Below are 23,133 nucleotides of genomic sequence, written 5' to 3' on the forward strand. Positions count from 1 at the left end.
TCCTCCTAAAGTCATTCTAAATTTTCTAGCTGTTCTACCAGTTTTCGTATCGCATCGTTTCCGACTGTTTTCATTTTATCATAAATCCTGCTTCTTGTTTCATAATTTTGCACAAGATGCAGCTTTTTTTCGTATTCCGTAAGAATATGCGTGCTGCGTTTGATATGATCATTGACTGCCGCACGACTGATTCCAAGATTCTCCGCAATTTCGGAGAACGATAAGTCTTCCTTGTAATACAGACTGAGGATTTCCTGCTGCTTCTCTGTCAACAGCCCCTCATAGGCATCCAGAAGCGCATTCATCCGCTCCATCTGATCAATCATGCTGCAGGATATCCTCACACAGACCATACAGGTAGGAATCAATGTCAAATGGACGCAAATCGTCCTCTTTCTCACCGAGTCCGATATACTTCACCGGAAGTCCCAGCAGATCGCGTATCGCAATCACGATGCCGCCCTTTGCCGTACCATCCATCTTTGTCAGAATAATACCGGTCACATTGGTCGTTTCCAGAAAAATCTGTGCCTGTGAAATACCGTTTTGTCCGGTTGTGGCATCCAGCACCAGCCACACCTCATGCGGTGCTCCCGGGATTTCCCGTTCGATCACCCTGCGCATCTTGCTCAGCTCCTGCATCAGATTTGCTTTGTTCTGCAAACGTCCTGCGGTATCTCCAATCAGATAATCCATGCCATGCTCCTTCGCATAGCGGCAGGCATCCACCAGTGCTGCACTGGGGTCGCCGCCCTCTCTTCCCTTGATGCAGGGAACACCCAGACGGTCTGCCCATTTTGCGAGCTGATCAATGGCACCGGCACGGAAGGTATCCGCTGCCGCAAGTACGACGCTGCTGCCCTCAGACTGAAACAGCTTTGTCAGCTTTGCCGTAGTCGTCGTTTTTCCGCTGCCGTTGACGCCAACCATTAAAATCACAGTCGGACCGTCCTCGTTTTTATGAAAATCCACATCCTCGTAGCCGGTATACAGCTCATGCATGACCTCAATCAGACATTCGCTGATTTCATCAAAGCTCTTCAGCTTCTGATCCATCGCACGACTTTCAACCTCATCAACGATTTTCTGTGCTGTCCGAATACCAATATCCGCCTCCAGCAGCACCACCATCAAATCCTCCAGAAATTCTTCATTGACACCGGTAAAGCCAAGCGCCAGTCTGCGTATGCGCTCTGAAAAAGACTTCTTTGATTTATCCAGACCACTCAGATAGCGATCCCCATCCTTTTTGGAGGAAAACGTCTGCTTCAATTTTGAAAATATACCCATTATGCCTTCACCTCTTCCTTATCGATCATGTTGATTGCATCCTGCAGCTTCACCTTCAGCAGCTGGGAAACACCGTTTTGCTGCATGGTTACCCCATACAGGGCATCACACTGTGCCATGGTTCCCGGGCGGTGTGTCACCACGATAAACTGACTCTCTCCGCGAAACTGTGCAATGTATTTCGCAAAGCGCTCCACATTCGCCTGATCCAGTGCTGCCTCGACCTCATCGAAAATACAAAGCGGCATCGTTCGTGCCTTCAAAATGGAAAACAGAACACAGATAGCGATCAGACTCTTTTCTCCACCGCTGAACAGGCGGATATTCTGTACGGTTTTCCCCGGTGGCTGCACATCAATATCAATACCGGTATTCAGCACATCATCCGGATCCACCATAAACAAGCGGGCCTTCCCGCCTCCAAACAGCGCGCGGAATACATCGTTGAGCTGTGCATTGATCTTGTCAAACATCTCCTGAAACTGCTTGACCATGATGTCATCCATTTCATCGATGGCCTCTAAAATTTTATCCTTTGCGGCAATCAGGTCATCCCGCTGCTTGCTTAAAAATGTAAAGCGCTCACTGACCTCCTTGTATTCCTGCGGTGCATCCAGGTTCACATTTCCAAGAGCGGAAATCTCCTGGCGAAGAACAACAACCTGCTTGCGGGCCTCTACGATATCAATCTCCGCCTTCTGGCTCTGCGCATATTCAAAGGTCATCTCATAGGTGGAGCTTAAGCGCTCCAGTGTCGTCTCCAGCTTAGTTTCCGCCTTTGCCTGCGCAACCTCCACCTCACGCTGCTCATTCTGCAAAATATTGAGGTCTCTTCGCAGCTGACGAATCTGCGCATCCTTGCGCTCCACTTCACTTCCGGCCTTCATACGGCGCTCCCGCTTGCTTTTCATCGAAGAGCTGACCTCATCAATGCGGGAATGCACATTGCTCAGCTTAACGACGATATCATCCTCCAGCAGCTCGGCTTTATCCAAATCCTCATCCGGTGCAATCTGCTCGTAATCACTTTTCAGACGATCATATTTTGCCCATTTGGCTTTTACGATCGGATCCAGCTGTGCACTGGAAATCTGCATCTGCACCAGATTGGAGCTGTTCTGTTCCTTTTTGGCCTGCAGCGCATAGAGCTGATTTTTCAATCCCTCCACCTTCATCTGCTGGCCCTCCAGACTCTGCAGCACCTGATTCAATTCCTTCTGTATCGTCAGCGGTGTGGAATTGTTTCTTCCCTTACCGCCGGTCATACTTCCTCCGCGGTTGACAATATCGCCTTCCAGCGTAACAATCTTATATTGAAAGCGCAGCAGCTTGGCAATCGCATTCGCATTGATCAGATTATCCGTAATGACAACATTGCCGAACAAGGAATCCCGCAGCGTATCAAACTGCGTATCATTTTCAACAAATTCGCTCGCCACGCCGAGAAAGCCGACGCTGTTCTCCGCAAGCATGCGATGCTCCTTCTGCATATAACGCGGCTTCATAACCGTCAGCGGCAGAAAGGTTGCACGTCCGGACTGATTCTTTTTCAAAAAGGTGATGGCATGGCGTGCTGCTGCCTCATCCTCGGTTACGATATGATACATGGCGCCGCCAAGCGCATTGGAAATTGCCGTTTCATAGTTCATCATCGGTTTAAACAGCTGCGAAACAACGCCCAAAATACCATTCAGTCCGGCATCCAGCACGGATTTTACAGCCTGTTGATGATTAAACGGTTGCTTTGCCAGATTCTCCAATACCGCCTTGCGATTTTCCAGACGGTTCAGAATCGAGGATGCCTGTGCATTTTCCTGTGTACAATAGGACAAATCATGCTCCAGCTTGGCAGCTGCTTCTTTTTGTAAAGCGATATCCGTTTCCAGATTTTTCAAACGTTTTGATCGGTCTTCATATTCATAATGCGCCTCTTCCATCATCGCCTTCAGCTCCTTGGCTTTTTCGGCATTGCTGGCATATTCCAACGCATATTTTCGTTTTTCATCCATTTCGATTTTGCGGGTTTCCAGCATTCTGGATTCCTCGCTCAGCTTGGCATACTGCTCCTGCAGCTTATTAACCTCACGATCCAGCTGATACATCTCATTGCGCAGCTCACTGTTCTTTACATCCTCCACCTGAATGGTAGTTTCATGCATCGCCTTCTGCGCATCCAAATCAAATGCCTTTTTCTTCAGCATGTCGATCTGCTCGCTCAGCTTTTCGATTTCATCCACCAGCACGCTGACCTCAATAACCTCCAGCTGCTTTTTCTTTTCCAGATAGACCTCCGCCTTTTTCGCCTGACGCTTGAGCGGATTAACCTGCCGCTCCAGCTCCATGATGATATCCTCCAGACGGCTCAGATTATCCTGTGTCCGGTTCAGCTTGGACAGTGATTCATTCTTACGCTTCTTATATTTTGCAACACCTGCCGCCTCTTCAAACAACGCACGGCGATCCTCCGGCTTCGCATCGGCAAATGCGGAGATGTTTCCCTGCGATATGATGGAAAGAGAATCTCTGCCCAGACCGGTATCCATTACCAGATTGACGATATCCTTTAAACGGCAGGGAGCCTTGTTGATGAAATACTCCCCTTCCCCACTCGTCCTATGCAGACGGCGGGTAACCTCCACCTCTTCAAATTCGACATTCATGATATGGCGGGAATTATCAAACACCAGCGTAACCTCCGCCATATTGACTGCCTTGCGTGCTGTAGAGCCGCTGAAAATGACATCGCTCATATTATTTCCACGCAATGACTTCACACTCTGTTCACCAAGCACCCAGCGGATCGCGTCATTGATATTGCTTTTCCCGCATCCATTTGGACCGACGATTCCGATCACATCCGAATCAAAGGTGATGATGGATTTATCCGCAAAGGACTTGAAGCCCTGCAGTTCAATACGTTTTAAAAACATAGATGCCTCCATTCATTTGCTGTAAGCAACAGCAAATACCAATGGTTATTATAGCATAAGTTTGGAGGCTTCGCATCAAAACTTGTGAAGAATTCAGTCTTTTTTAACTTTTGTTTATACCGTATTCATGTTTTACATCATGATGTTGATATATTGTAACGGAGTATTAAATACTATATAATTGGGTTATCATCACAAAATAAAGCTTATTCGGTAAAAAGCATTGCATTCCGTTTGGGATTGTATTATACTGACCACAGGCATAAGATTTACGGAGGTGATACTCATGGAGGAAAAATCCATGCGGGATATGTTCCGACTGGGCTTTGGAGAAGAGGTCGCCAACTGTGTGACTCACGGAATCATGGCGATTCTGTGTATATGCTCTCTTCCGGCAGCAGCCGTATATTCCTATAACAAATCAGGAAGCGAACTGGCGGCAGGTGTGTCGGTGTTCATTCTATGTCTGTTTCTGATGTTTCTGGTATCCACATTGTATCATTGCATGCCATTTGGTACCACACATAAATACGTTTTCCGCAAGCTGGATCATATCTGTATCTATTTTGCGATTGCAGGAAGCTATACGCCGATTGCACTCACCTTGATCGGTGGATGGCAGGGCTATCTGATTCTGGCGATTGAATGGAGTGCAGTGCTTGGCGGTGTACTGTTAAAGGCCATAAGCTCAAAAAGCTACCCCAAGCTTTCTATGACCATCTATATGATCATGGGCTGGACGGCAATCTTCTTTCTGCCGACGCTGCTGTCCAAGGCGAGTCCGTTATTTCTTGGATTGATTGTCGGCGGTGGTGTTATGTATACGATCGGTGCCTTCTTTTATGGAAAGCCACAGAAAAAATACTTTCATTCCATTTGGCATGTCTGTATCAATCTGGCAAGCATTCTGCATTTTATCGCTATCGTATTCGTCATGTGATGAAAAATGCATACAGGTCTTACGTCGCAAAAGGGCCCTCCCCTTACCACAGTCAATAAAGCAGAAAAGATGCTGCGGCATTCCCTTCGTGAATGTGTTGGCATCTTTTTTTTTCATATATGAGAACTACGGTAAGCAGGCAGGCCATATCGATGCATACCACGATGATTTCATGCATGTAACAGCGGAAGCACAAGACCGTAATTATCCAAGAAAAACACTTTTATGAGAACGGATTTACATGCATTGTGATTGAATGCAGCAATCCATCCAGTCACAAACAGAAAAAACGCAGCAAGGAATGCAATCAAACATCCGTACTGCGATATTTCAAATTTAATTTTTCCGGTCTGCTGAGCTGCTTGATCTGATATTCTCTACGCATAGCTGCACGCTTATCAGCATGGCTCTCATAGTAGTAAAGCTCAAGGGGGCGATGGGCACGGGTATAGCGTCCGCCCTTCCCAATCGCATGCTGATGGAAGCGCTGGCGAAGATCCGTCGTCCATCCGGTATAGAGAGAATCATCCTGACAGCGCAGAATGTATACATAGAAGCCCTTTGCGTATGGTATTTCAGCCAATGGTTTGCGCAAAGGCTCTGGCATTGGCAAGATCCTGTTCGTCCGGATGAGATTTCCCGTTTTCATAATTGGCAAGCTGCTGCTTCCTATGCTCATCCTCTGGATGCTCGGCAAGCATGCTTCGATAGCGCGCAATCACTGCTTCACCAACAGCTCCCTGACACAGGAAATGCCCCAGTATATGATTGTTTGCGGCATGTGCCTCCACCCGTTTCTTCACCATATCATAATAATCCGTTTGCTCCGCAGCCCCCAGCGTTCCAAACAAAACAATTTGCTGCTCCTTCAGCAGATCAAGCACACGTAAAGCGGCAGCATCACAATCCCCTTTATCTACCCAGTATCCGATGTAAAACAGATCAAAATGAGCAAGCATGGATGGCTGAAATTCCTTAACGGAAATCAGCTCACTGTCCTCAGCAACCTCCGCAATCGCTTCTGCAATTTTCTTTGTATTCCCGCTGAGCGAGGAATATACAATCAGACCCTTCATAACGCATATCCTTCTTTCTTATTTCAACGGCACAACCCTTGCCAGTCCACCCAAAGAGGTTTCCCTGAGCTCAATCGGTATTTTCCTGCCGGTATAGTTCATGGTGTTGACCACCATGTCAAAGCTGACCTTATGCTCTCTTAAATCGCTGATGCCCTCTGCTAATACTGCGGCATCCATGGCCCGCAGCACCCCGACGGCATTTCGTTCGATACAGGGAATCATCACATAACCGCCTACCGGATCACAGGTAAGACCCAGATGGTGTTCGATTCCGATTTCCGCTGCGTACTCGATCTGGCGCATCGTCTGTCCGCGAAGATAGGCGACCATAGCGGCACCCATCGCAACCGCCGCACCGATTTCCGCCTGACAGCCGCCCTGAGCCCCGGATATGGTAGCGTTTTCCTTAATCAGATTTCCAAACAGTCCGGCCACCTTTAAGCCATTGCGAAGCTGCTCTCGGGATACGCCCAGTATGCGGTGATAATAGCATACCAGCGCCGGCAGAATACCGCTGCTTCCCAGCGTTGGAGCTGTGACCGTCGTACTTCCGGAAGCATTTTCCTCACTTGCACTATAGGCATAGGCACACAGCAGCAGCTTTTCCTGCTCGGCGGCACTTTTCGCCGCATCCGCTTTCTGCTTTAACTCCTTTGCAATACGCTTCAGCTTCAGATCACCCGGCAGCACACCTTCTCTGGCAAGACCGCCATCCACCGTCGCCATCATCTGCTGCAGGATGGTATCCATGTAATCATCCAGCGGATCGAAGTGATTCACATACTCCCACAGCGTCATGGAATGCGCTTCACAATAGGCTTCGATATCCTTCATCAGGTGATGCGGATAGACATCTGCACCTTCCTTGCTCGCTTCCCCTTCAATCTGGATGGCACCTCCTCCTACCGAGTAAACCGTCCATTCTCCAAGCAGACAGTCTGCTTCGTCAAAGGCTGATAGCTGCATCGTATTGGGATGCTTCAGCTCCTTGCGGTTCTTAAAAAATACCACACATTCCTTCGGCTTCATCGTTTCTATGATGATGTAATCTGTCAAATGTCCTTTTCCGGTCAGCGCCAGTGATCCGAACAGCTCCACCTCAAAATGATGTGCGTTGGGATAACGCTCCTTAAACAAACTGGCAGCACGCTGCGGCCCCAGTGTATGTGATGAGGACGGTCCCGGACCGATCCTGTATAATTCCTTTAGTGATTTCATTGTCGTACTCCTTGTATTCCCAGCAAAAACATTTCAAAGCCCAGCTTTTTATCCAACCGGCCGGCCTTTAGATTCTGATCCAGTGTTGCCAGCTGTTCCAGTATGTGCATCAGATAGCCGATGCCCAGCCGCTGTACGGTCTTCATTGCCAGCTGTACACGATAGGGATGTGCCTTCAGCTCATCCTTGATGGCATCCTTCCCTTTTCCATGCAGCGTCAGTGCCTTTACCTCATATAAAAAACGAAACTGAGAGGCCAGCAGGGCAATCAGATAAATGGCATCCTTGTTCAACACACACAGATCCTGCCACATATGGAAGGATTTTTGAAGGTCGCGGTCCACAACTGCATTGACCAGCTGAAAGACATCCTCCTCCAAGGGCCGTGTAACCAGCTTTTCCACCACATCGCGGCTGATCACCCCACCATACAGCTCCAGCTTTTCCATTTCGGTCTGTATGGTACGAATATCCAGCGGCAAACGATGCAGCAGCGCCTGCATGGCAGAGGGCTCTATCTGAAGGGAGCGCTTTTTCACCTGCTCCTGCACATAGCTGTGCTTCCCCTGCTCGTCCAGCTTACGGTATTGCAGCACCTTGCAGGTCTTCTGTATTTTTTTTACGATTTTCTTTCTGGCATCCAGCTTTTCAAAATCCCCGATCAGCACCAATACCGTAGAATCCATCGGCTTATCCAGATAGCGTTCCAGCGCTGCAGTATCCACTGCATGCTCATTCGCCGCGCTTAGAAAATTCGCATGATAGACAAGAATGATTTTGCAGTCTGAGAAAAACGGTATGGTCATCGCATCCTCCAGAATCACATCCATATCCGTCGTATCCGCATCGTAAACGATTTTATTCAGATCATTGGCATCCGGAACATGATTTCTGACGATCCTTGTCAGTGATTCCTGCAGCAGATATTGTTCTTCTCCATATAGCACATAATTCATTCTCATCACCTAGAGAATATTATAAACGAAACGCGCATAGATTACCACGACTTTTCTTCATATCTTCCTGTATATTTTATACAGAAGCAGCATTCCTCCACCTTATGTAAGTTTTTTCCTATCCTGCTGAAATTATCACCTTTGAAAAACGTGCAGAATCCCGGCTGTTCGCTCGGCGCTCACATAATAACTGAAATAGCGGCTGAAGCGAATGGATACAGCTCCATCCTGTGCACTTACCAGCGTATGGATGTCCTCCTGCTTCAGACGCTGCATGACAGCGGTGCTGGGATGATGATAGCGGTTGTTTCTTCCTGCAGATATCAGTGCCAGTTGAGGCTGCAGTTCGTGCAGAAAGGATAGCGAGCTGGAGGTATCACTGCCATGATGAGCGACCTTCAGCACATCGACGGCAAGCTTATAGCGTTGTAAAAGGGCCTCCTCCGCTTCAACACTGGCATCTCCCATAAACAGCACCTTCAACTGATCCGTCTGCATATAGGTGATAATGCTGTTATCGTTGGTATCCTTTCCCTCATAGTCTCTAAGTAAAAATGTCAGCGGCAGTCCTTCGATTGGTTCTGCCTTTTTTTTACGATCGATAATGCGCGTTACCTCCAGCTCCTTAAGCAGCTCGTCCCTGCCACCGCTGTGATCGAAGTCATCATGCGTGAGTATCAGAGCATCCAGCCTCTGATAGCCCTTCGCCTTAACAATCGGGACTACCACCTCCCTGGGAATGTTGCGATAGCGGCTTCCCATGATATCAATCATGAAAGCTCCCTGATGAAACGGCAGGGTTATCAGCGTGCAGTCTCCCTGTCCCACATCGATCATCAGCACCTCCCCAAAGGGATCAAGCCATGAGGAAAAGGGGGCATACAGAAACAGCAGGAACAGCACAGCCAGCGGCTTTTTCTGTGTATAGCTGATATAGCACACAACACCTTTGCCCCATAAAAAGAGCCAGAATAGCTGTGGGGTATAGTATAGGGTCATTCCGCATTGCTGAAGCGCATCCAGCGTATCGGCAAGCTGTATTATTCGTGCAAATAGCGGACCAAAGGAGCATGGCAGGCTTAGCAGACATACGGCATACACCAGGGCATAGGCATAGCGAAAAACGGGAAACAGCAGCAGCTGCAAAGGATTGCAGGATTGAAAAAAGAGAAACTGCATAGGAACGAGTAGCAGCAAGCCGGTAAGACGCCTGCTTCGTTTTCTGACATTGAAAAGCGAGAGCATGCGAAAGCCCAGCGGCAGAAGAAACGCCAGCTCCCATGCCATATACGGGAACAGCAGCAAAACGGCTGCCATGCTGATTCCCAACCGATCCTGTGGATTCCAGCTGCGGCAGCATAGATTCACCAGGCGAAACAGCAGCAAGCGAATCAGTGAGGAAGAGAATATCGTGACATGTCCACACAGACCCAAAAGCAGCAGTGTGACGACGGAAGCATTGGTTTGTGAACAGACCATAAGCAAAAGCTTTTGCAGAAAAGCCGCAAGTGTTGCGACATGAAGACCACTGGAGGTCAGGAAATAGGAAACATCTTCCTCATGAATGCCATAGAGCATCATATTGAGCCAACTACGCTGTTGCTTGTCCCCGATTTCCTGCACATGCGCATACAGATTATGACGCACACCGCTTCCCTCCTGCAGGAGTTGATAGGATTTCGCCTGTATCTGATAGCGAATGCCACGCTTCTTCAGCCAGTCGGGAAAATAAAAGCGATGAAAATTATGCAGAGCTGTAACCGGTGTATACGCTCCCTTGACCTGTATGATATCATTGAAATTTGCTTGCTTCAGCCCATAGACCAACACATCCTGTCCCTGTGTATGAGCGATTACATAGCCCGCCTTGATTTCCCTTATCTGCAATACCGTATCCACCGGTGTTTCTGGCTCACGCAGAAGCAGTGTCATTCGCACCTGCAGCAGAAGCAGAAGCAAAACAAACAGGGGATGTATGTTGTAATGTCTGTGATAATACCACAGCAGTCCCAGCATCAGCAGAAGAGAGAACCAGAAGGAAATCCAGTGTGCCCACAGCAGAAGCAGACAGCACCATCCACACAGCAGCCAGCTGCGCTTCATAATGTAATCTGCCCCTTGATTTTTGCGAACAGCTTCTCCTTGATCCCCTTCACCTTCATGATATCCTCCAGTGCTTGAAAGGGCTGCTGTGTGCGATAGGCAACGATGCGCTGTGCCATTGCGGGACCGATACCGGTAAGTGTCTGCAGCTCCTTTTCCGTGGCACTGTTAATGGAAATCTTCTTTTGCTCGGACTGCTTCCCAATGACCAGTACACTATGGTCACTCAAATCCTGTGACTGGTTGATTGCGGAGATATCCGCCCCTTTCTTCAATCCGCCTGCTTTTTTCAGAATCTCTGCAGTATCCGCATGAATATCTACTGTATACACACCGGGCCGCTCTACCTCCCCCTTTACCTCGATCTGCTTCGTCCTGCGTTCTAGACTTGCCAAATCCACCAGCTCATAACGGCCGTAAAACAGCAGAAGCAGACAAACGATACTCAGTATTTTTTTCATATAGACAAACACCTCCATTTATCTATACGAAATTCAATACGAAAATTCCTAAAAAAAGAACAGAATATTTTTCTGTTCTCTTTCTCTATTTCAAATCGATGACTTTTACCTGGTAAGGCTCTTCCGCAGTTTCAATCTCAACGATATCACCAATTTTGTGATCCATCAGTGATGTTGCCAGCGGTGTGATATTGGAAAGCTTTCCATTCAGCGGGTCTGCCTCAATGGAACCAACGATATTGTAGGTTTCCTCTTCATTGGTGGACATATCCAGAATGGTAACCGTAGAACCCAGTGATACGGTTTTCTTGGTTGTTGCCTTCTTATCCTCGGAAATGATTTCTGCATTCGCAATCATAGCCTCCAGATCACGAATTCTTGCTTCTACACGCGCCTGACGGTCACGGGCAGCATCATAATCGGCGTTCTCGCTAAGGTCACCCTGTGCGCGGGCTTCCTGCAGCTCACGAATGACTTCATCACGTACGACATGAATCAGATTATCCTGCTCCTTGAGCAGCTCGTCCAAGCCTTCCTTGGTTACTAAAAATTTCTCATCAGCCATGGTTTCAACTCCTATTCGTCCGCTATTATATCACGTTTTCTGAAATAATACTACTGATTTTCGTAATCAGCAGATCAATGGCAACCACGTTGTGGCCACCCTCGGGGATGATGACATCCGCGTAGCGCTTACTCGGTTCGATAAACAGATTGTGCATATCACGGACAGTGGAGGTATACTGCTCCACCACCGATTCCAGCGTTCTTCCCCGCTCGTTCACATCCCGCAGCAATCTGCGGATAAAGCGGATATCCGCATCAGTATCCACAAAAATCTTAATATCGCACAGATTGCGCAGCTCTTCATTCTCCAGAACAAACAGCCCCTCGATGACAACGACATCACTCGGTTCGATTTCCTCGATTATCTCGCTTCTGGTGTGATGCACAAAATCATAGGTCGGCTTGCAGATGGGCTGACGCTTCAGCAGCCGTTGCAGCTGTGCCACCAGCAGCTCATTATCAAAGGCGAAGGGATGGTCATAATTCGTCTTGACACGTTCCTCCATCGTCTTATCGCTTTGATCCTTGTAATAATCATCCTGACGGATAATCACAACAGAATTGGTATCCTCGTAATGCTCCTTCAGCTGTGCAGAAATAGAGGTCTTCCCAGAGGCGCTCCCCCCTGCAATGCCGATCAGTATTGTTTTCTTCATGACCTTCACCTACTTACGCAGATTATACTTATCAATATTCGCTTCCTGCTCTTCCAGCGTCTTGGCATAATATACCTTGCCATCACCATAGATATCCGCTACAAAATACAGGTAATCATTTGCTTTCGGATGGAGCACTGCCTGAATCGCTGTCGCTCCCGGATTCAGAATCGGTCCGATAGGCAGCCCGGGATTCTTATAGGTATTGTATGGAGATGCAATGTGTGTATTGACCTCGCAGTCCTCACCGGATGTCATATCATCATACAGAGCGTAGCAAACCGTAACGCTGCTGTCCAGAGACATTCCCAGCTTCAGGCGGTTCTGGAAGACACCGGCAATCATTTCCATATCTTCCTTTGTGCTCGCCTCGTATTGTACGATCGATGCAAACGTGATAACCTCCTGCATGCTCATTCTGCTTTTTTTGATATCCGCCTCATATGGAGCAATCGCCCTCTGAAACTGATTCAGGAAGGTTTCCGTAATCTCTTTGGCTGTCGCATCCTTATGAAAGCTGTAGGTTTCCGGATACAGATAACCCTCAAGCTTCACCTTGTACTGCGCGTTCAGAATATCCTTGCTTAAAAATGAATATTTTTTAAGCAGGGTGTTCAGATAGGCATCATCGTTCCACAGTGTAAGCAGCTCCTTGGCCTTGACACCTGTCTGCTTTTCAATCAGAGCAGCCACATCCTTTGCCCACATGCCTTCCTTAAAGGTGATTTTGATATCATCCGCATTTGCCTGCTTGCTGTCATTCAGCGTTTCCAGAATTTTGGGTGTATCCCACCCTGCATCCAGCTTGAAATTACCGGCCTTGATATCACTCAGCCCATGGAATTTCATATAGAGCTTGGCAGCCGTTTTATTGCGAATCAGCTCCTGCTTTTGCAGCTTGTCCAAAACTGCCTCGCTTGTTTCTCCCGGCTGGACACTGAAGGCTGTCACGGCTTCACGTGATGCCACCGCCTTAAGACCGGTTTTATAATATACAAATACCGAAAGCACCGCCGCAAGTACAATGCATACACTGATAAGGGCAATCAGCACCTTCTTATTCTTCAACTGCGTCTTCATCTTCCTGGAAGGCTCCTATCACTTCTTCAATCATCTGCCATTCCGCATCACTTTCTACCGGAATAAGATTTCCTTCATCATCGTAGGCGGAAGCAAACACCTCCCCCTCCTCTTCCTCAGGATCCATGAATACCACGTATTTCTTTCCATGGTTATCATCCTCAAAGGTGAACAGGATTTCCATTCGCTTTTCGTTTCCGTTTTCATCTGTCACATACAGACTGCTTGAATCTAACATCGTTTTTTCCTCCTATAAAGGGGCTCTTGCAAGCCCCTAGTTTTTACTATCAAGATAGCTCTGCAGAATTTGTACTGCCGCCATCTGATCAATGATTTTTTTACGTTTCTTGCGCGATACATCCGCAGAGATCAGAATCTTCTCTGCCGCTACCGTTGTCAGACGCTCATCCCATAGTACAACCGAAAGGCCAAGTGTTTCCAGCTTTTCCTTGAACATGAGGGAAATCTCTCCCCGTATGCCCACATCCCCGTTCATATGCTTTGGCAGACCCAAAACGGCGGTTTTTACCTGAAACTCCTTTATGTATGCTTGTACCTGCTCAAATGCGGCATCATAATCATCACTCTCAAAGCGGATCGTTTCCACCGGACGTGCGATCATGCCCAAAGCATCGCTCACACTGACACCCAATGTCTTACTGCCAAGATCCAGACCCAGTATCCGCATTACTTATCTTCTTCCAGGTAAGCTCTTACCAGCTCTTCTATGATCTCATAGCGTTCTACACTCTGAATGATCGTACGTGCATTGTTGTGAGATGAAATATATGCCGGATCATTGCTAATCAGATAGCCTGCCAGCTGATTCACCGAATTGTACCCTCTCTCGTCCAATGCCTCTTTGACTAAGCGTAATACATGCTTGATATTGTCTCTTTTTAAATCATCCGATTTAAAAGACATGGTTTCCGTGATATCTCTCATAGTATTACCTCCTTTTGTTTTCTTCCTTTATTTTATCCTACTTTATACAAAATTGAAAGCCTTATGACAGCATATTTTTGATTAAATGCAGTGCTTCCTCCACCTTGGAAGCATCTTTACCGCCGGACTGTGCCATATCCGGGCGTCCGCCGCCCTTCCCATCACAGACAAGAGCCGCCTCACGCACAAGATCACCGCACTTGATACCGCCTTTTACAGCCACCTCGTCTGCACCGGCAACAAAGGTTACCTTATCCGCATGAACGGATGCCAGGAAGATGACGCAGTTTTCCTTCTGGGAACGGATGTTGGAAACGATATCCTTCATCGCTTTTGCATCCGCACCATCCACGCGTTCAATCAGCACCTGACGATTGTTCAGCTCCTGCATATGATTGACAAGATCGTTCGCCTTCAAGGCAAACATGGATGCCTGCAGCGCCGCAAGCTCCTTCTTGAGCTGGGCGTTTTCCTCCAATACCTGAACAACCTTTTCTTCCACCTTGGAAATTCCCTTCAGCTTCAAATCGGACGCTACCGCATGCAGCGTGTCATCCTCCTTTGCAAATTCCGCATAGGCATCATACCCTGTTTTCGCCGTGATCCGGCGAATACCGGAACCGATGCTTTCTTCACTGATGATCTTGCAGACACCGATTTCCTGTGTATTATTCACATGACAGCCGCCGCAGAATTCCTTGGAAACCTCTCCCATGCTGACAACGCGGACAACATCTCCGTATTTTTCATCAAACAGCGCTGTCGCTCCGCTTTTCTTTGCTTCCTCAATCGGCATTTCCACCTTGCTAACAGCATAGTGAGCACTGATGTAACGATTCACCAGCTGCTCGATTTCCTTCAGCTGTTCCTCATTCACCTTTTCAAAATGCGTAAAATCAAAGCGCAGATATTCCTCACTGACAAAGCTTCCGGCCTGTTGGATATGAGAGCCCACGACCTGCTTCAATGCACTCTGCAAAAGATGGGTGCAGGAGTGATTGCTCGTGATGATATCGCGTTTTCTTTCATCCACCTGCAGCTCCACCGCATCCGCAACACGCAGCTCACCTTCTGTGATGATAACATGAGACAGATGCTGCTTGTGAGGAGCCTTGATAGTCGTACTTACAACAGCCTGTACACCGTCTGCATTTATCGTACCGCTGTCACCGACCTGACCGCCGCTTTCCGCATAGAAGACTGTTGTATCAAAAATGGCATCCCCCTCATCACTGATAGCATCCACTCTCACACCGTCCTTAAACAATGCGATCACCTTTGCAGCAGTATGCCGAGCATCATAGCCGATGAAGCTGCTTTCCTGCGTAAATTCCAGCAGATCAATGGACTGGCTTCCCATAGATTCCGCATCCCCACGGGCTGCACGGGCACGCTCTCTTTGCTGCTGCATCTCCGCATCAAAGCCATCCTTATCCACCGCATAGCCGCTTTCCTCCGCGATTTCCACAGTCAGCTCCAGCGGGAATCCATAGGTATCATACAGCTTAAACGCTGTCTTTCCGTCAATTACACGGGTTTCCTTCTTTTCTTCCATCACCTGCAGCAGCAGCTTTTCACCATCTGCCAGCGTTGCATGGAAGCGCTCCTCCTCAACCTTTACAAGACGAGCAATATACGCCAGCTTTTCCTCCATATACGGATAAAAATCCTTCATGATGTCATAAACGACAGGAACCAGCTTATACATAAATGCTCCCTGAATATTCAGCTTTTTCGCAAAACGCACGGCACGACGCAGAACACGGCGCAGGACATAGCCTCTGCCCTCATTGGAGAACAGCGCCCCATCTGCCAGTGCAAAGCTTACGGTTCGGATGTGATCGGCTATTACGCGGAAAGCCATTTTATTTTCCGGATCCGCATAACGTGCATCGGTATATGCTTCTGTCGCATGAATAATCGGCAAAAACAAATCCGTATCAAAATTGGTTTCTCCACCCTGAACCAGTGCTACCAGTCGTTCCAATCCCATACCGGTATCGATGTTTTTCTGCGGCAGTTCCTTGTAATCCTTACGGTCAAGCTCCGGCTTACAGTCAAACTGTGAAAATACGACATTCCATACCTCGATGTAACGATCATTCTCCAGCTCTTCAAAGAACAGACGTTCTCCCAGACCTTCAGGATCATACGCCTCCCCGCGGTCATAGAAGATTTCACTGTCCGGTCCGCCCGGACCTTCTCCGATCTCCCAGAAATTATCATCCGTTTTCAAAATGTGAGAAGGGTCCACCTTACACACCTCAGTCCAGATCCGATAGGCTTCTGCATCATCGGTATATACGGAAACATACAGCTTATCCTTAGGGAACCCAATCCATTTCGGACTTGTTAAAAACTCCCAGGCAAACGGTATTGCCTCCTCCTTGAAGTAATCTCCAATAGAGAAATTCCCAAGCATTTCAAAGAACGTATGGTGACGTGCCGTCTTTCCTACATTCTCGATATCATTGGTACGAATGGACTTCTGTGCATTCGCAATCCGATTGTTCTTCGGCTTTTCACTACCGTCGAAATACTTTTTCAAAGCCGCAACTCCGGCATTGATCCAAAGCAGTGTTGGATCGTTGTGGGGAACCAGGCTTGCTCCTGGCTCAATCATATGTCCCTGACTTTTAAAGTAGTCCAGAAACATCTGACGAATCTGACTTCCTGTCAACTGTCTCATGTTTGCATCCTCCTTATAAGCATTAAAAAACGTTCCCGAATCCAGGAACGTATAATATACGCGGTACCATCCCAGTTCACCCATGCATAAAATTCCACAGGCACACTCACTTACTCTTTTAACGCCAGATACGCGCAGAACTCCAAAGCAGCTTCCATCATTCACCATGAAAGCTTTCACCTACCGCTTTCTCTCTTCAATGGCTACCTGCATGTACTCCTCTTTTTCATTGTCCTGATGAACGTTATCATTATATCAAAATACAAAAGACAGTGCAAATCCTTTATGAATATTTTACTCATAATTCTCCTCCTGCATCGCCTCATCAAAATCCTGCCAGATATCCTCCCATTCTCCAATCTTATCGCTTGTTTTGGAATGCAGCCAGCTGCGAAAGGCAATCTGCGCAATCGCCGCAAATATCGGTGATAAAATTACACCGACAACCCCAAACAAAGCTTCCGACAGAAAGATAAAAACAAAGGTAAGAATTGGCCGCACATGCATTGTTCTGTTGAAAATCATCGGCTGGATGAAATTGGATTCAATCTGCTGAATCGTCCACACGATTGCAAAGGCCAGAAACGGAAAGACCGGGTAGCTCAAGGCACCGACAATAGCAATCAGAATCAAGCCGAATGTCGCGCCCACATAGGGAAACAAATTCAGCAATGCAAGTATGACAGCATACAGCAATGCATTGGGAAAGGCGAAGATATACAGCGTGATACCAACGGTAACAACGATAAACAGAATATCGAGAAAGGTTCCGACCAGATACTGGTATACAATATTGCTCATCGTCAAATAAAAGGTGGAAAACTGATGCAGATTGGGAATCACCTTTTTCGCCGTACGCTTCCAGAAATCCAAATCAATGGATATGAAAAATGCGGTGATGTATGCAATTCCATAATTCGTAGCAGTATGCATCGTGTTACGCAAAGAATCGATAACGATAATATAGCCCTCCTGCAAATATTTCTCCTTCAAGGTATCCAAATTACCAATAGCGATATGATAGCGATCCAGAAATCCCTCCAAATGCTTCATCCACACCGGCACCACTTCAGCAAAATCCATGACCTGCCGATAAATGATGGGAATCATTCCGATAACAAAGACGGCAAGAATAAGCGCAATTCCGATGTATACTAGCATGACGGCAAGCTTTTGAGAAACATGCTGCTGGAGGCGGTCAATCAGCGGCTGTAACAGAAAAGCGATTACGGCCCCCATCACGACCGGCAGACAGCTTTTGTAAATATCGACAATCCAATCATACAGCTGTAGCTGCTTCAATAATAAAACCAGCAACAAAAATGCGGCGATAGGAACAAGCAGTTTCCGGCAGCCACGAGCCAGAGAATCCAGAATATGCGATACCTTCATAAAAGAAAAACCCGCGACGGGGTTAATCCAGATCCATGCAATCACACAGGTGATCGTAGGTCTTATGCATTTTCTTCATAACTTTTTTCTTTTTCCTTCTGGATTCACGGCAAAGATCCTCAATGCCCTCTTCCTGACTGTAGCCGATATACATACCGACAGCCAGACCCATCAGGCCTGCGACAACACACTTGTTCATAGTATCACTCCTATCACTGATAGTATGGATACTGTCCTGTCTGTTATCCCATCATTTCCTTTATTTTTTCCTGCAGTGTACTCTTGCGCACATGGCGGTCCTCCACACGCAGCGCATGCAGGAACACCTCTTTATCTCCCAGCAACACCAGACTTCGCTTTGCTCTGGTAACCCCGGTGTAAATCAAACGCTTCTGCAGCATATAGCGATAATCCTTTACAATCGGCATAATGACGATTGCATATTCACTGCCCTGTGCCTTGTGGATGGAGGTCGCATAAGCATGCGTGATGTTGTAAATCTGTTCCCCGCTATATTCCACGAGAACACCGTCAAAATCCGCTGTAATACAGTTTTTCTGATGCACGTTATCATCACGGTAGCTGATTTCAATGATTTCTCCGATATCCCCGTTGTACACCTCATCCTCCGGCTGATTCTTCAGCTGTAAAATCTTGTCGTGCTCACGGAACAGACGATAGCCTACCTTCAGCTCCTTTTTATACGGATCTGCGGGATTCATCATCTTCTGCAGGGCGTTGTTCAAAGCATCGATACCGGCTACTCCGCCATACATCGGTGCCAGCACCTGTATTTCCTTTGGATCGTAGCCCTTGTCCAGTGCGTTGGATACAACACTTAAGATCAGATCACGAACCTCATAATTCTGACAGGGGAAAAATGCGATATCCTTTGCATTCTCCAGAATATCTGCGGAGCCCTCCCGAATCTGGTGTGCCAGTGTAACAACATCACTTCCCTCACTCTGACGAAAAATCTTATTGAGTCGCACAAGCGGAAAGCATGCACTTTCAATCAAATCCTTTAATACACACCCGCAGCCGACACTCGGCAGCTGATCCTCATCCCCGATCACCACAATCCTTTTCACCATGCGACAAGCTCTCAGCAGGTGATAGAACAGCCACTGATCCACCATGGAAAATTCATCAATGATGAGCAAATCTGCCTGAATCGGCTCCTTGTCATTCACAAGAAATGTATTCGTTTCCAAATCCCATTTCAATAGGGAGTGAATCGTCGTTGCCGCAGTTGAGCTAAGCTCACTCAGTCGTTTGGCTGCTCGTCCGGTCGGGGCACATAATGCGATTGTATCAGATGGATAATAGCGTTGATATAAATCCAGAATCCCCTTTACGATTGTTGTTTTTCCGGTTCCCGGTCCACCTGTCAGAATCAGAAAGGGTTCTTTGAAAAAGGCAGTAATCGCCTCCTTCTGTTTATCTTCATAGCGGATATGGAATTTCTGTTCCATCATGCCGATATCCTCAATATCAAAGGTAACCTCCTCTTCTGACTCGCGATAAGGAAAGCCGGCAAGAAAGGAAGCGATGCCATTTTGTGCATCGTATTGAGTATGATGATAAATACGTTCATCCTCAATCATGACAAGACGATCCAGCTCCAGCTCTTCCAGATAAGGGTTGATATCCATGGAAGCACCGAATTCCTTGCGAAACCGCTTCTCTATCTGTTCCAGCGTTGTATAGGTATCCCCACTTGCCATACACAAATCCAGCACACAGGACAAGATGACAGCCTTGATACGGTAAGGGTGAGCCTGAGCAAACGCCAGCTCCTTTGCCAGCTTATCCGCTGTTTTAAAGCCAATTCCGTCGATTTCCTCAATCAGGCGGTATGGATTTTCCTTTACCATGGATATCATCGCATCACCATAGGCAGCCTCCATCTTCATGATGGTCTTGACGCTGATGCCCATTCTCGTAAAGAAAACAACAGAGTCATCTGCCTCTTCATGCTCCATGATTCCCTGAATGATAGAGGCACGCTTTCTTGCGTTTAACGCTGTAATCTGTTTCAAAGCCTCCGGATTTTCTTTTATGATTTCGATGGCATCCTCTCCCAGCGCTTCCACAATGGATTTCGCTGTCTGCGCTCCGATTCCGGGAAACAGAGAGCTGGAGAAATAACGAATCAGGGTGCTTTCATCATTCGGCATCATTTTCTCATAGGCCGTAACCTGAAACTGCATTCCATAGCGGGGATGATCCACATAATCTCCGTGCAGCTTATACAGTACATCCTCATTCAGCTCGCCGAAATAACCGGTCGCTGTAAAATCTTCTTCATTCGCATCATAGGTAACGAATTTCGCAACCGTATATCCATTGGTATCATTGCGAAAAATCGTATGCAGATGCTTTGCTTTCAATATGATTTCTTCTTCATCCATTCCTTTACCTCAGCTGTTCTTATAAAAGCATAAAAAGCATGGATATGATATTATTTCCTGCATGCACAATGCCGGGCACCATGCAGGAAGAGCTTTTTTCATATCCGTAAGCCAGAACCATTCCGATTCCGGCATATACAAGCAGATAGCTGACATCCATCAGATTTCCTGCCAGAAGAGAATCCACGATATGAATGGATCCAAACAGGATGCTGCTGATGATTGCAGCGACCCAAAATCCAAGCCTGCTTCGCAGGCAGGAGAATGCACCTGCTCGAAACACCGTTTCTTCTATGATCGGTGCAAATACACAGGTTGACAATATTGTCATCAGCGGCAGAACCGTACTGGCATTGCGAATCTCCTCCTGATTGACACTGTTTCCAGTCTGCGTCAAAAGTCCAATCAATAAAGACAACAGCATATTTACAGCAAGAATGATAATAACCAGATAGGCGCTCATTTTCAGATTTGCCTCAGTTCTTCTGCGAAATCTCACCCAGGAATCCCGAATCGCCGGCCATGCCAGCAACATTGCCACACCGGCAGTAAACACGTAAATCAGCAGCTGCACCCATGGCAACAGAATCGTTGCCCCTGGCTCTAGCGCAAGTGTAATCTTTGTCGCGATGATACGGTATACATACAGATAGCCTGCAAAATAATGCACAAGCAGGGCAAGCATACGTCCGATTGACAAGCTATAAACGGTGTTACTTTCCATCGCCGACTCTCCCTGTGATACGGTGCTGCAAACTGATTCCTTCCTTGAATACATCTTCAATCACACCCCCGCCTAAGCATTCTTCCCTCTGATAAAACACCGCTTCCTGACCTGCCGTCACTGCGCTGACCATTTGCGGATAACGTAAAAATACAGTGGTCTCATCAACAAAGCGAAGGATAACATCATTATCCGGCTGCCGGTACCGGAATTTCGCTGTACACACATAATCGCCCTTCGGCTTTTTACAGGAGAACCAGTTGACACCGGATACGATACAGCTATCGGAATACAACCAGTCACTTTCACTTCCATTTGTCACATACAAAATATTTTTTTGTACATCCTTGCCAACAACAAACCACGGCCCGCGATTGCCTCCGATACCAAGCCCCTTCCGCTGACCAATCGTATAGTATAAAACACCACCGTGTCTTCCAACAACCTCCAGCGTTTCAATATCCACGATATCACCATCCTGGCTCGGCAGATAATTCTTTAAAAATTCCTTAAAATTCCTCTCTCCGATAAAGCAGATACCTGTGGAATCCTTTTTCTCTGCCACACTTATCAGCTTCATGCGTTCTGCAATTTCACGTACCTCATGCTTTTCCATATGTCCAATTGGAAACATGGAATGCCGCAATGCATCCTGAGAGACCTGACAGAGGAAATATGTCTGGTCCTTATTATTATCGGCCCCCCGCAGCATGCGGGATTCCTCACCACTGTGATCAACCTGTGCATAATGACCGGTTGCCAGAAGCTCAAATCCAAGCTTCTTAGCATATGCCATAAATGCATCGAATTTTATATACTTATTACATAAAATATCCGGATTTGGTGTTCTCCCTTTGCGATACTCCTCCAGAAAATACGTAAAGACGTTATCCCAGTACTCCTTCACAAAATCCACACGAAGCAGCGGAAGTCCCAGCTGATCCGCAACCGCCTTGGCATCCAGATAATCCTGTTCCTGCGGACATACATCATCCTGAATCGTAGGATTTCCCATAATATCGTTATTCGCAAAGGAATCCCAGTTACGCATAAACGCACAGGTCACATCATAACCCTGCTCCTTCAGCAGATATGCCGCAACCGCAGAATCTACACCACCTGATAAACCCAATAATACTTTCTGACTCATATTCATCACCTGTCTTTTCATAAAACCATCAGTTTTTGCTCTTCTAAATCATTTCCAATAAAAATGATATGTTCTATTATAGCATGGAATTCCTATATTGTTTGAACGTTCCCAATATTTTTCTAAGCATTTTTTATAGAATATCACAGCATAGTCTGTGCGAAAAGCTGTATCCTCTATCCTGTATATCTACAAATGCATATTCAGGTAATCTGAAGTAGATCAAGTAAGGCATAGAACAGCTGTGCTGCATTCTACGCGGGTTTCTGACAGTAAAAACTACCGTATAGTAAAGGCATGCTCCTCCTATTTGGGCGCCGCAATTACTCTTTGATGGAATTGTTAATAAGAAAAAGGAATCATCAGAATCGCAAAGGCTTTCTACCGCCTTGATCGCTTTGCTTATAAGTAAAAAAAAGACCCATCAGATGATGAGTCAGATTACCTGGCAGCGTGCTATCTTTACTGGAGCCAGTCCAGCTATTGTCGCCGCTGATATGCTTAACTTCTGTGTTCGGGATGAGAACAGGTGTGTCCAC

General features: G+C 47.0%; 22 protein-coding genes, 1 rRNA gene and 1 other annotated feature. Of the genes, 1 reads left to right on the top strand and 22 read right to left on the bottom strand.

What is annotated here, in order from left to right:
• Positions 1-11: 11 nt before the first annotated feature.
• The 3 genes from ylxM to NE665_RS14580 are packed head-to-tail and all read right to left on the bottom strand — an operon-like array spanning position 12 to position 4,220.
• A complete protein-coding gene (ylxM, locus tag NE665_RS14570; RefSeq protein WP_117444055.1) occupies positions 12-326 on the bottom strand; it encodes a YlxM family DNA-binding protein in 315 nt (104 codons plus the stop codon).
• The gene (gene ftsY / locus NE665_RS14575) at positions 319-1,290 is read right to left on the bottom strand and encodes a signal recognition particle-docking protein FtsY (RefSeq protein ID WP_117444054.1); all 972 of its coding nucleotides are present in this window, start codon (positions 1,288-1,290) and stop codon (positions 319-321) included. The genes ylxM and ftsY overlap by 8 nt, the downstream gene beginning before the upstream one ends.
• Complete coding sequence (locus tag NE665_RS14580; RefSeq protein ID WP_117444053.1) at positions 1,290-4,220, bottom strand: chromosome segregation protein SMC; 2,931 nt, start codon at positions 4,218-4,220, stop codon at positions 1,290-1,292. Before NE665_RS14580 ends, ftsY begins: the two co-directional genes overlap by 1 nt.
• A gap of 286 nt (positions 4,221-4,506) precedes the next feature.
• Between NE665_RS14580 and NE665_RS14585 the strand changes: the two genes are divergently transcribed.
• Positions 4,507-5,160 carry a hemolysin III family protein gene (locus NE665_RS14585; protein ID WP_117444052.1) on the top strand — a complete coding sequence of 218 codons (654 nt, stop codon included), beginning with the start codon at positions 4,507-4,509 and terminating at the stop codon, positions 5,158-5,160.
• Between the two features lie 307 nt (positions 5,161-5,467).
• Here the strand turns inward: NE665_RS14585 and NE665_RS14590 are convergent, their stop codons facing one another.
• The 19 genes from NE665_RS14590 to rrf all read right to left on the bottom strand — a co-directional run.
• Positions 5,468-5,767, bottom strand: a complete 300-nt coding sequence (locus NE665_RS14590) for a GIY-YIG nuclease family protein (protein WP_117444051.1) — start codon at positions 5,765-5,767, stop codon at positions 5,468-5,470.
• A complete protein-coding gene (gene bilS / locus NE665_RS14595; protein ID WP_117444050.1) occupies positions 5,736-6,236 on the bottom strand; it encodes a flavodoxin family protein BilS in 501 nt (166 codons plus the stop codon). The genes NE665_RS14590 and bilS overlap by 32 nt, the downstream gene beginning before the upstream one ends.
• A gap of 18 nt (positions 6,237-6,254) precedes the next feature.
• Entirely contained in the window at positions 6,255-7,457 is a 1,203-nt protein-coding gene (locus NE665_RS14600) for an L-serine ammonia-lyase, iron-sulfur-dependent, subunit alpha (protein ID WP_117444049.1), read from the bottom strand.
• Complete coding sequence (gene holA / locus NE665_RS14605) at positions 7,454-8,413, bottom strand: DNA polymerase III subunit delta (RefSeq protein WP_117444048.1); 960 nt, start codon at positions 8,411-8,413, stop codon at positions 7,454-7,456. The genes NE665_RS14600 and holA overlap by 4 nt, the downstream gene beginning before the upstream one ends.
• Positions 8,414-8,548: 135 nt before the next feature.
• Positions 8,549-10,516 carry an MBL fold metallo-hydrolase gene (locus NE665_RS14610; RefSeq protein WP_117444047.1) on the bottom strand — a complete coding sequence of 656 codons (1,968 nt, stop codon included), beginning with the start codon at positions 10,514-10,516 and terminating at the stop codon, positions 8,549-8,551.
• Positions 10,513-10,977 carry a ComEA family DNA-binding protein gene (locus tag NE665_RS14615; protein ID WP_117444046.1) on the bottom strand — a complete coding sequence of 155 codons (465 nt, stop codon included), beginning with the start codon at positions 10,975-10,977 and terminating at the stop codon, positions 10,513-10,515. The genes NE665_RS14610 and NE665_RS14615 overlap by 4 nt, the downstream gene beginning before the upstream one ends.
• Positions 10,978-11,062: 85 nt before the next feature.
• Complete coding sequence (greA, locus tag NE665_RS14620) at positions 11,063-11,542, bottom strand: transcription elongation factor GreA (protein WP_117444045.1); 480 nt, start codon at positions 11,540-11,542, stop codon at positions 11,063-11,065.
• Between the two features lie 25 nt (positions 11,543-11,567).
• On the bottom strand, positions 11,568-12,200 hold the full coding sequence (gene udk, locus NE665_RS14625) for a uridine kinase (protein WP_117444044.1): 633 nt from the start codon (positions 12,198-12,200) through the stop codon (positions 11,568-11,570).
• Positions 12,201-12,209: 9 nt separating this feature from the next.
• Positions 12,210-13,280 (bottom strand): endolytic transglycosylase MltG, encoded by a 1,071-nt coding sequence (gene mltG, locus NE665_RS14630; protein ID WP_117444043.1) that lies wholly within the window; start codon positions 13,278-13,280, stop codon positions 12,210-12,212.
• On the bottom strand, positions 13,258-13,518 hold the full coding sequence (locus NE665_RS14635; protein WP_117444042.1) for a DUF1292 domain-containing protein: 261 nt from the start codon (positions 13,516-13,518) through the stop codon (positions 13,258-13,260). Before NE665_RS14635 ends, mltG begins: the two co-directional genes overlap by 23 nt.
• A gap of 36 nt (positions 13,519-13,554) precedes the next feature.
• Positions 13,555-13,968 carry a Holliday junction resolvase RuvX gene (gene ruvX / locus NE665_RS14640; protein ID WP_117444041.1) on the bottom strand — a complete coding sequence of 138 codons (414 nt, stop codon included), beginning with the start codon at positions 13,966-13,968 and terminating at the stop codon, positions 13,555-13,557.
• Positions 13,968-14,225: an IreB family regulatory phosphoprotein gene (locus NE665_RS14645; protein ID WP_002609268.1), complete on the bottom strand. Its 258-nt coding sequence runs from the start codon at positions 14,223-14,225 to the stop codon at positions 13,968-13,970. Before NE665_RS14645 ends, ruvX begins: the two co-directional genes overlap by 1 nt.
• 61 nt (positions 14,226-14,286) lie before the next feature.
• Positions 14,287-16,914: an alanine--tRNA ligase gene (gene alaS, locus NE665_RS14650; RefSeq protein WP_147589754.1), complete on the bottom strand. Its 2,628-nt coding sequence runs from the start codon at positions 16,912-16,914 to the stop codon at positions 14,287-14,289.
• A gap of 40 nt (positions 16,915-16,954) precedes the next feature.
• Positions 16,955-17,153 (bottom strand) — a binding site (T-box leader).
• A 55-nt stretch (positions 17,154-17,208) separates the two neighbouring features.
• Positions 17,209-18,306, bottom strand: a complete 1,098-nt coding sequence (locus NE665_RS14655) for an AI-2E family transporter (RefSeq protein WP_117444039.1) — start codon at positions 18,304-18,306, stop codon at positions 17,209-17,211.
• Between the two features lie 22 nt (positions 18,307-18,328).
• Complete coding sequence (locus NE665_RS14660) at positions 18,329-18,505, bottom strand: hypothetical protein (RefSeq protein ID WP_002609272.1); 177 nt, start codon at positions 18,503-18,505, stop codon at positions 18,329-18,331.
• A gap of 43 nt (positions 18,506-18,548) precedes the next feature.
• Positions 18,549-20,720 (bottom strand): ATP-dependent RecD-like DNA helicase, encoded by a 2,172-nt coding sequence (locus tag NE665_RS14665; RefSeq protein ID WP_117444038.1) that lies wholly within the window; start codon positions 20,718-20,720, stop codon positions 18,549-18,551.
• Positions 20,721-20,739: 19 nt separating this feature from the next.
• Complete coding sequence (locus NE665_RS14670; RefSeq protein WP_117444037.1) at positions 20,740-21,444, bottom strand: type II CAAX endopeptidase family protein; 705 nt, start codon at positions 21,442-21,444, stop codon at positions 20,740-20,742.
• Positions 21,434-22,615 carry a tRNA 2-thiouridine(34) synthase MnmA gene (gene mnmA / locus NE665_RS14675; RefSeq protein ID WP_117444036.1) on the bottom strand — a complete coding sequence of 394 codons (1,182 nt, stop codon included), beginning with the start codon at positions 22,613-22,615 and terminating at the stop codon, positions 21,434-21,436. Before mnmA ends, NE665_RS14670 begins: the two co-directional genes overlap by 11 nt.
• Before the next feature lie 422 nt (positions 22,616-23,037).
• Positions 23,038-23,133: ribosomal RNA gene (rrf, locus tag NE665_RS14680) — 5S ribosomal RNA — on the bottom strand; the annotation flags it as partial.

Origin of the sequence: Clostridium sp. DFI.1.208, assembly GCF_024463855.1 — a bacterium.
In the GTDB taxonomy this organism is placed as follows: domain Bacteria; phylum Bacillota_I; class Bacilli_A; order Erysipelotrichales; family Erysipelotrichaceae; genus Clostridium_AQ.

What these genes read in the sequence shown, in the direction of transcription:
- ylxM (WP_117444055.1), bottom strand. Translation starts at nt 326, where the DNA reads ATGATTGATCAGATGGAGCGGATGAATGCGCTTCTGGATGCCTATGAG.
- ftsY (WP_117444054.1), bottom strand. Translation starts at nt 1,290, where the DNA reads ATGGGTATATTTTCAAAATTGAAGCAGACGTTTTCCTCCAAAAAGGAT.
- NE665_RS14580 (WP_117444053.1), bottom strand. Translation starts at nt 4,220, where the DNA reads ATGTTTTTAAAACGTATTGAACTGCAGGGCTTCAAGTCCTTTGCGGAT.
- NE665_RS14585 (WP_117444052.1), top strand. Translation starts at nt 4,507, where the DNA reads ATGGAGGAAAAATCCATGCGGGATATGTTCCGACTGGGCTTTGGAGAA.
- NE665_RS14590 (WP_117444051.1), bottom strand. Translation starts at nt 5,767, where the DNA reads ATGCCAGAGCCTTTGCGCAAACCATTGGCTGAAATACCATACGCAAAG.
- bilS (WP_117444050.1), bottom strand. Translation starts at nt 6,236, where the DNA reads ATGAAGGGTCTGATTGTATATTCCTCGCTCAGCGGGAATACAAAGAAA.
- NE665_RS14600 (WP_117444049.1), bottom strand. Translation starts at nt 7,457, where the DNA reads ATGAAATCACTAAAGGAATTATACAGGATCGGTCCGGGACCGTCCTCA.
- holA (WP_117444048.1), bottom strand. Translation starts at nt 8,413, where the DNA reads ATGAATTATGTGCTATATGGAGAAGAACAATATCTGCTGCAGGAATCA.
- NE665_RS14610 (WP_117444047.1), bottom strand. Translation starts at nt 10,516, where the DNA reads ATGAAGCGCAGCTGGCTGCTGTGTGGATGGTGCTGTCTGCTTCTGCTG.
- NE665_RS14615 (WP_117444046.1), bottom strand. Translation starts at nt 10,977, where the DNA reads ATGAAAAAAATACTGAGTATCGTTTGTCTGCTTCTGCTGTTTTACGGC.
- greA (WP_117444045.1), bottom strand. Translation starts at nt 11,542, where the DNA reads ATGGCTGATGAGAAATTTTTAGTAACCAAGGAAGGCTTGGACGAGCTG.
- udk (WP_117444044.1), bottom strand. Translation starts at nt 12,200, where the DNA reads ATGAAGAAAACAATACTGATCGGCATTGCAGGGGGGAGCGCCTCTGGG.
- mltG (WP_117444043.1), bottom strand. Translation starts at nt 13,280, where the DNA reads ATGAAGACGCAGTTGAAGAATAAGAAGGTGCTGATTGCCCTTATCAGT.
- NE665_RS14635 (WP_117444042.1), bottom strand. Translation starts at nt 13,518, where the DNA reads ATGTTAGATTCAAGCAGTCTGTATGTGACAGATGAAAACGGAAACGAA.
- ruvX (WP_117444041.1), bottom strand. Translation starts at nt 13,968, where the DNA reads ATGCGGATACTGGGTCTGGATCTTGGCAGTAAGACATTGGGTGTCAGT.
- NE665_RS14645 (WP_002609268.1), bottom strand. Translation starts at nt 14,225, where the DNA reads ATGAGAGATATCACGGAAACCATGTCTTTTAAATCGGATGATTTAAAA.
- alaS (WP_147589754.1), bottom strand. Translation starts at nt 16,914, where the DNA reads ATGAGACAGTTGACAGGAAGTCAGATTCGTCAGATGTTTCTGGACTAC.
- NE665_RS14655 (WP_117444039.1), bottom strand. Translation starts at nt 18,306, where the DNA reads ATGAAGGTATCGCATATTCTGGATTCTCTGGCTCGTGGCTGCCGGAAA.
- NE665_RS14660 (WP_002609272.1), bottom strand. Translation starts at nt 18,505, where the DNA reads ATGAACAAGTGTGTTGTCGCAGGCCTGATGGGTCTGGCTGTCGGTATG.
- NE665_RS14665 (WP_117444038.1), bottom strand. Translation starts at nt 20,720, where the DNA reads ATGGATGAAGAAGAAATCATATTGAAAGCAAAGCATCTGCATACGATT.
- NE665_RS14670 (WP_117444037.1), bottom strand. Translation starts at nt 21,444, where the DNA reads ATGGAAAGTAACACCGTTTATAGCTTGTCAATCGGACGTATGCTTGCC.
- mnmA (WP_117444036.1), bottom strand. Translation starts at nt 22,615, where the DNA reads ATGAAAAGACAGGTGATGAATATGAGTCAGAAAGTATTATTGGGTTTA.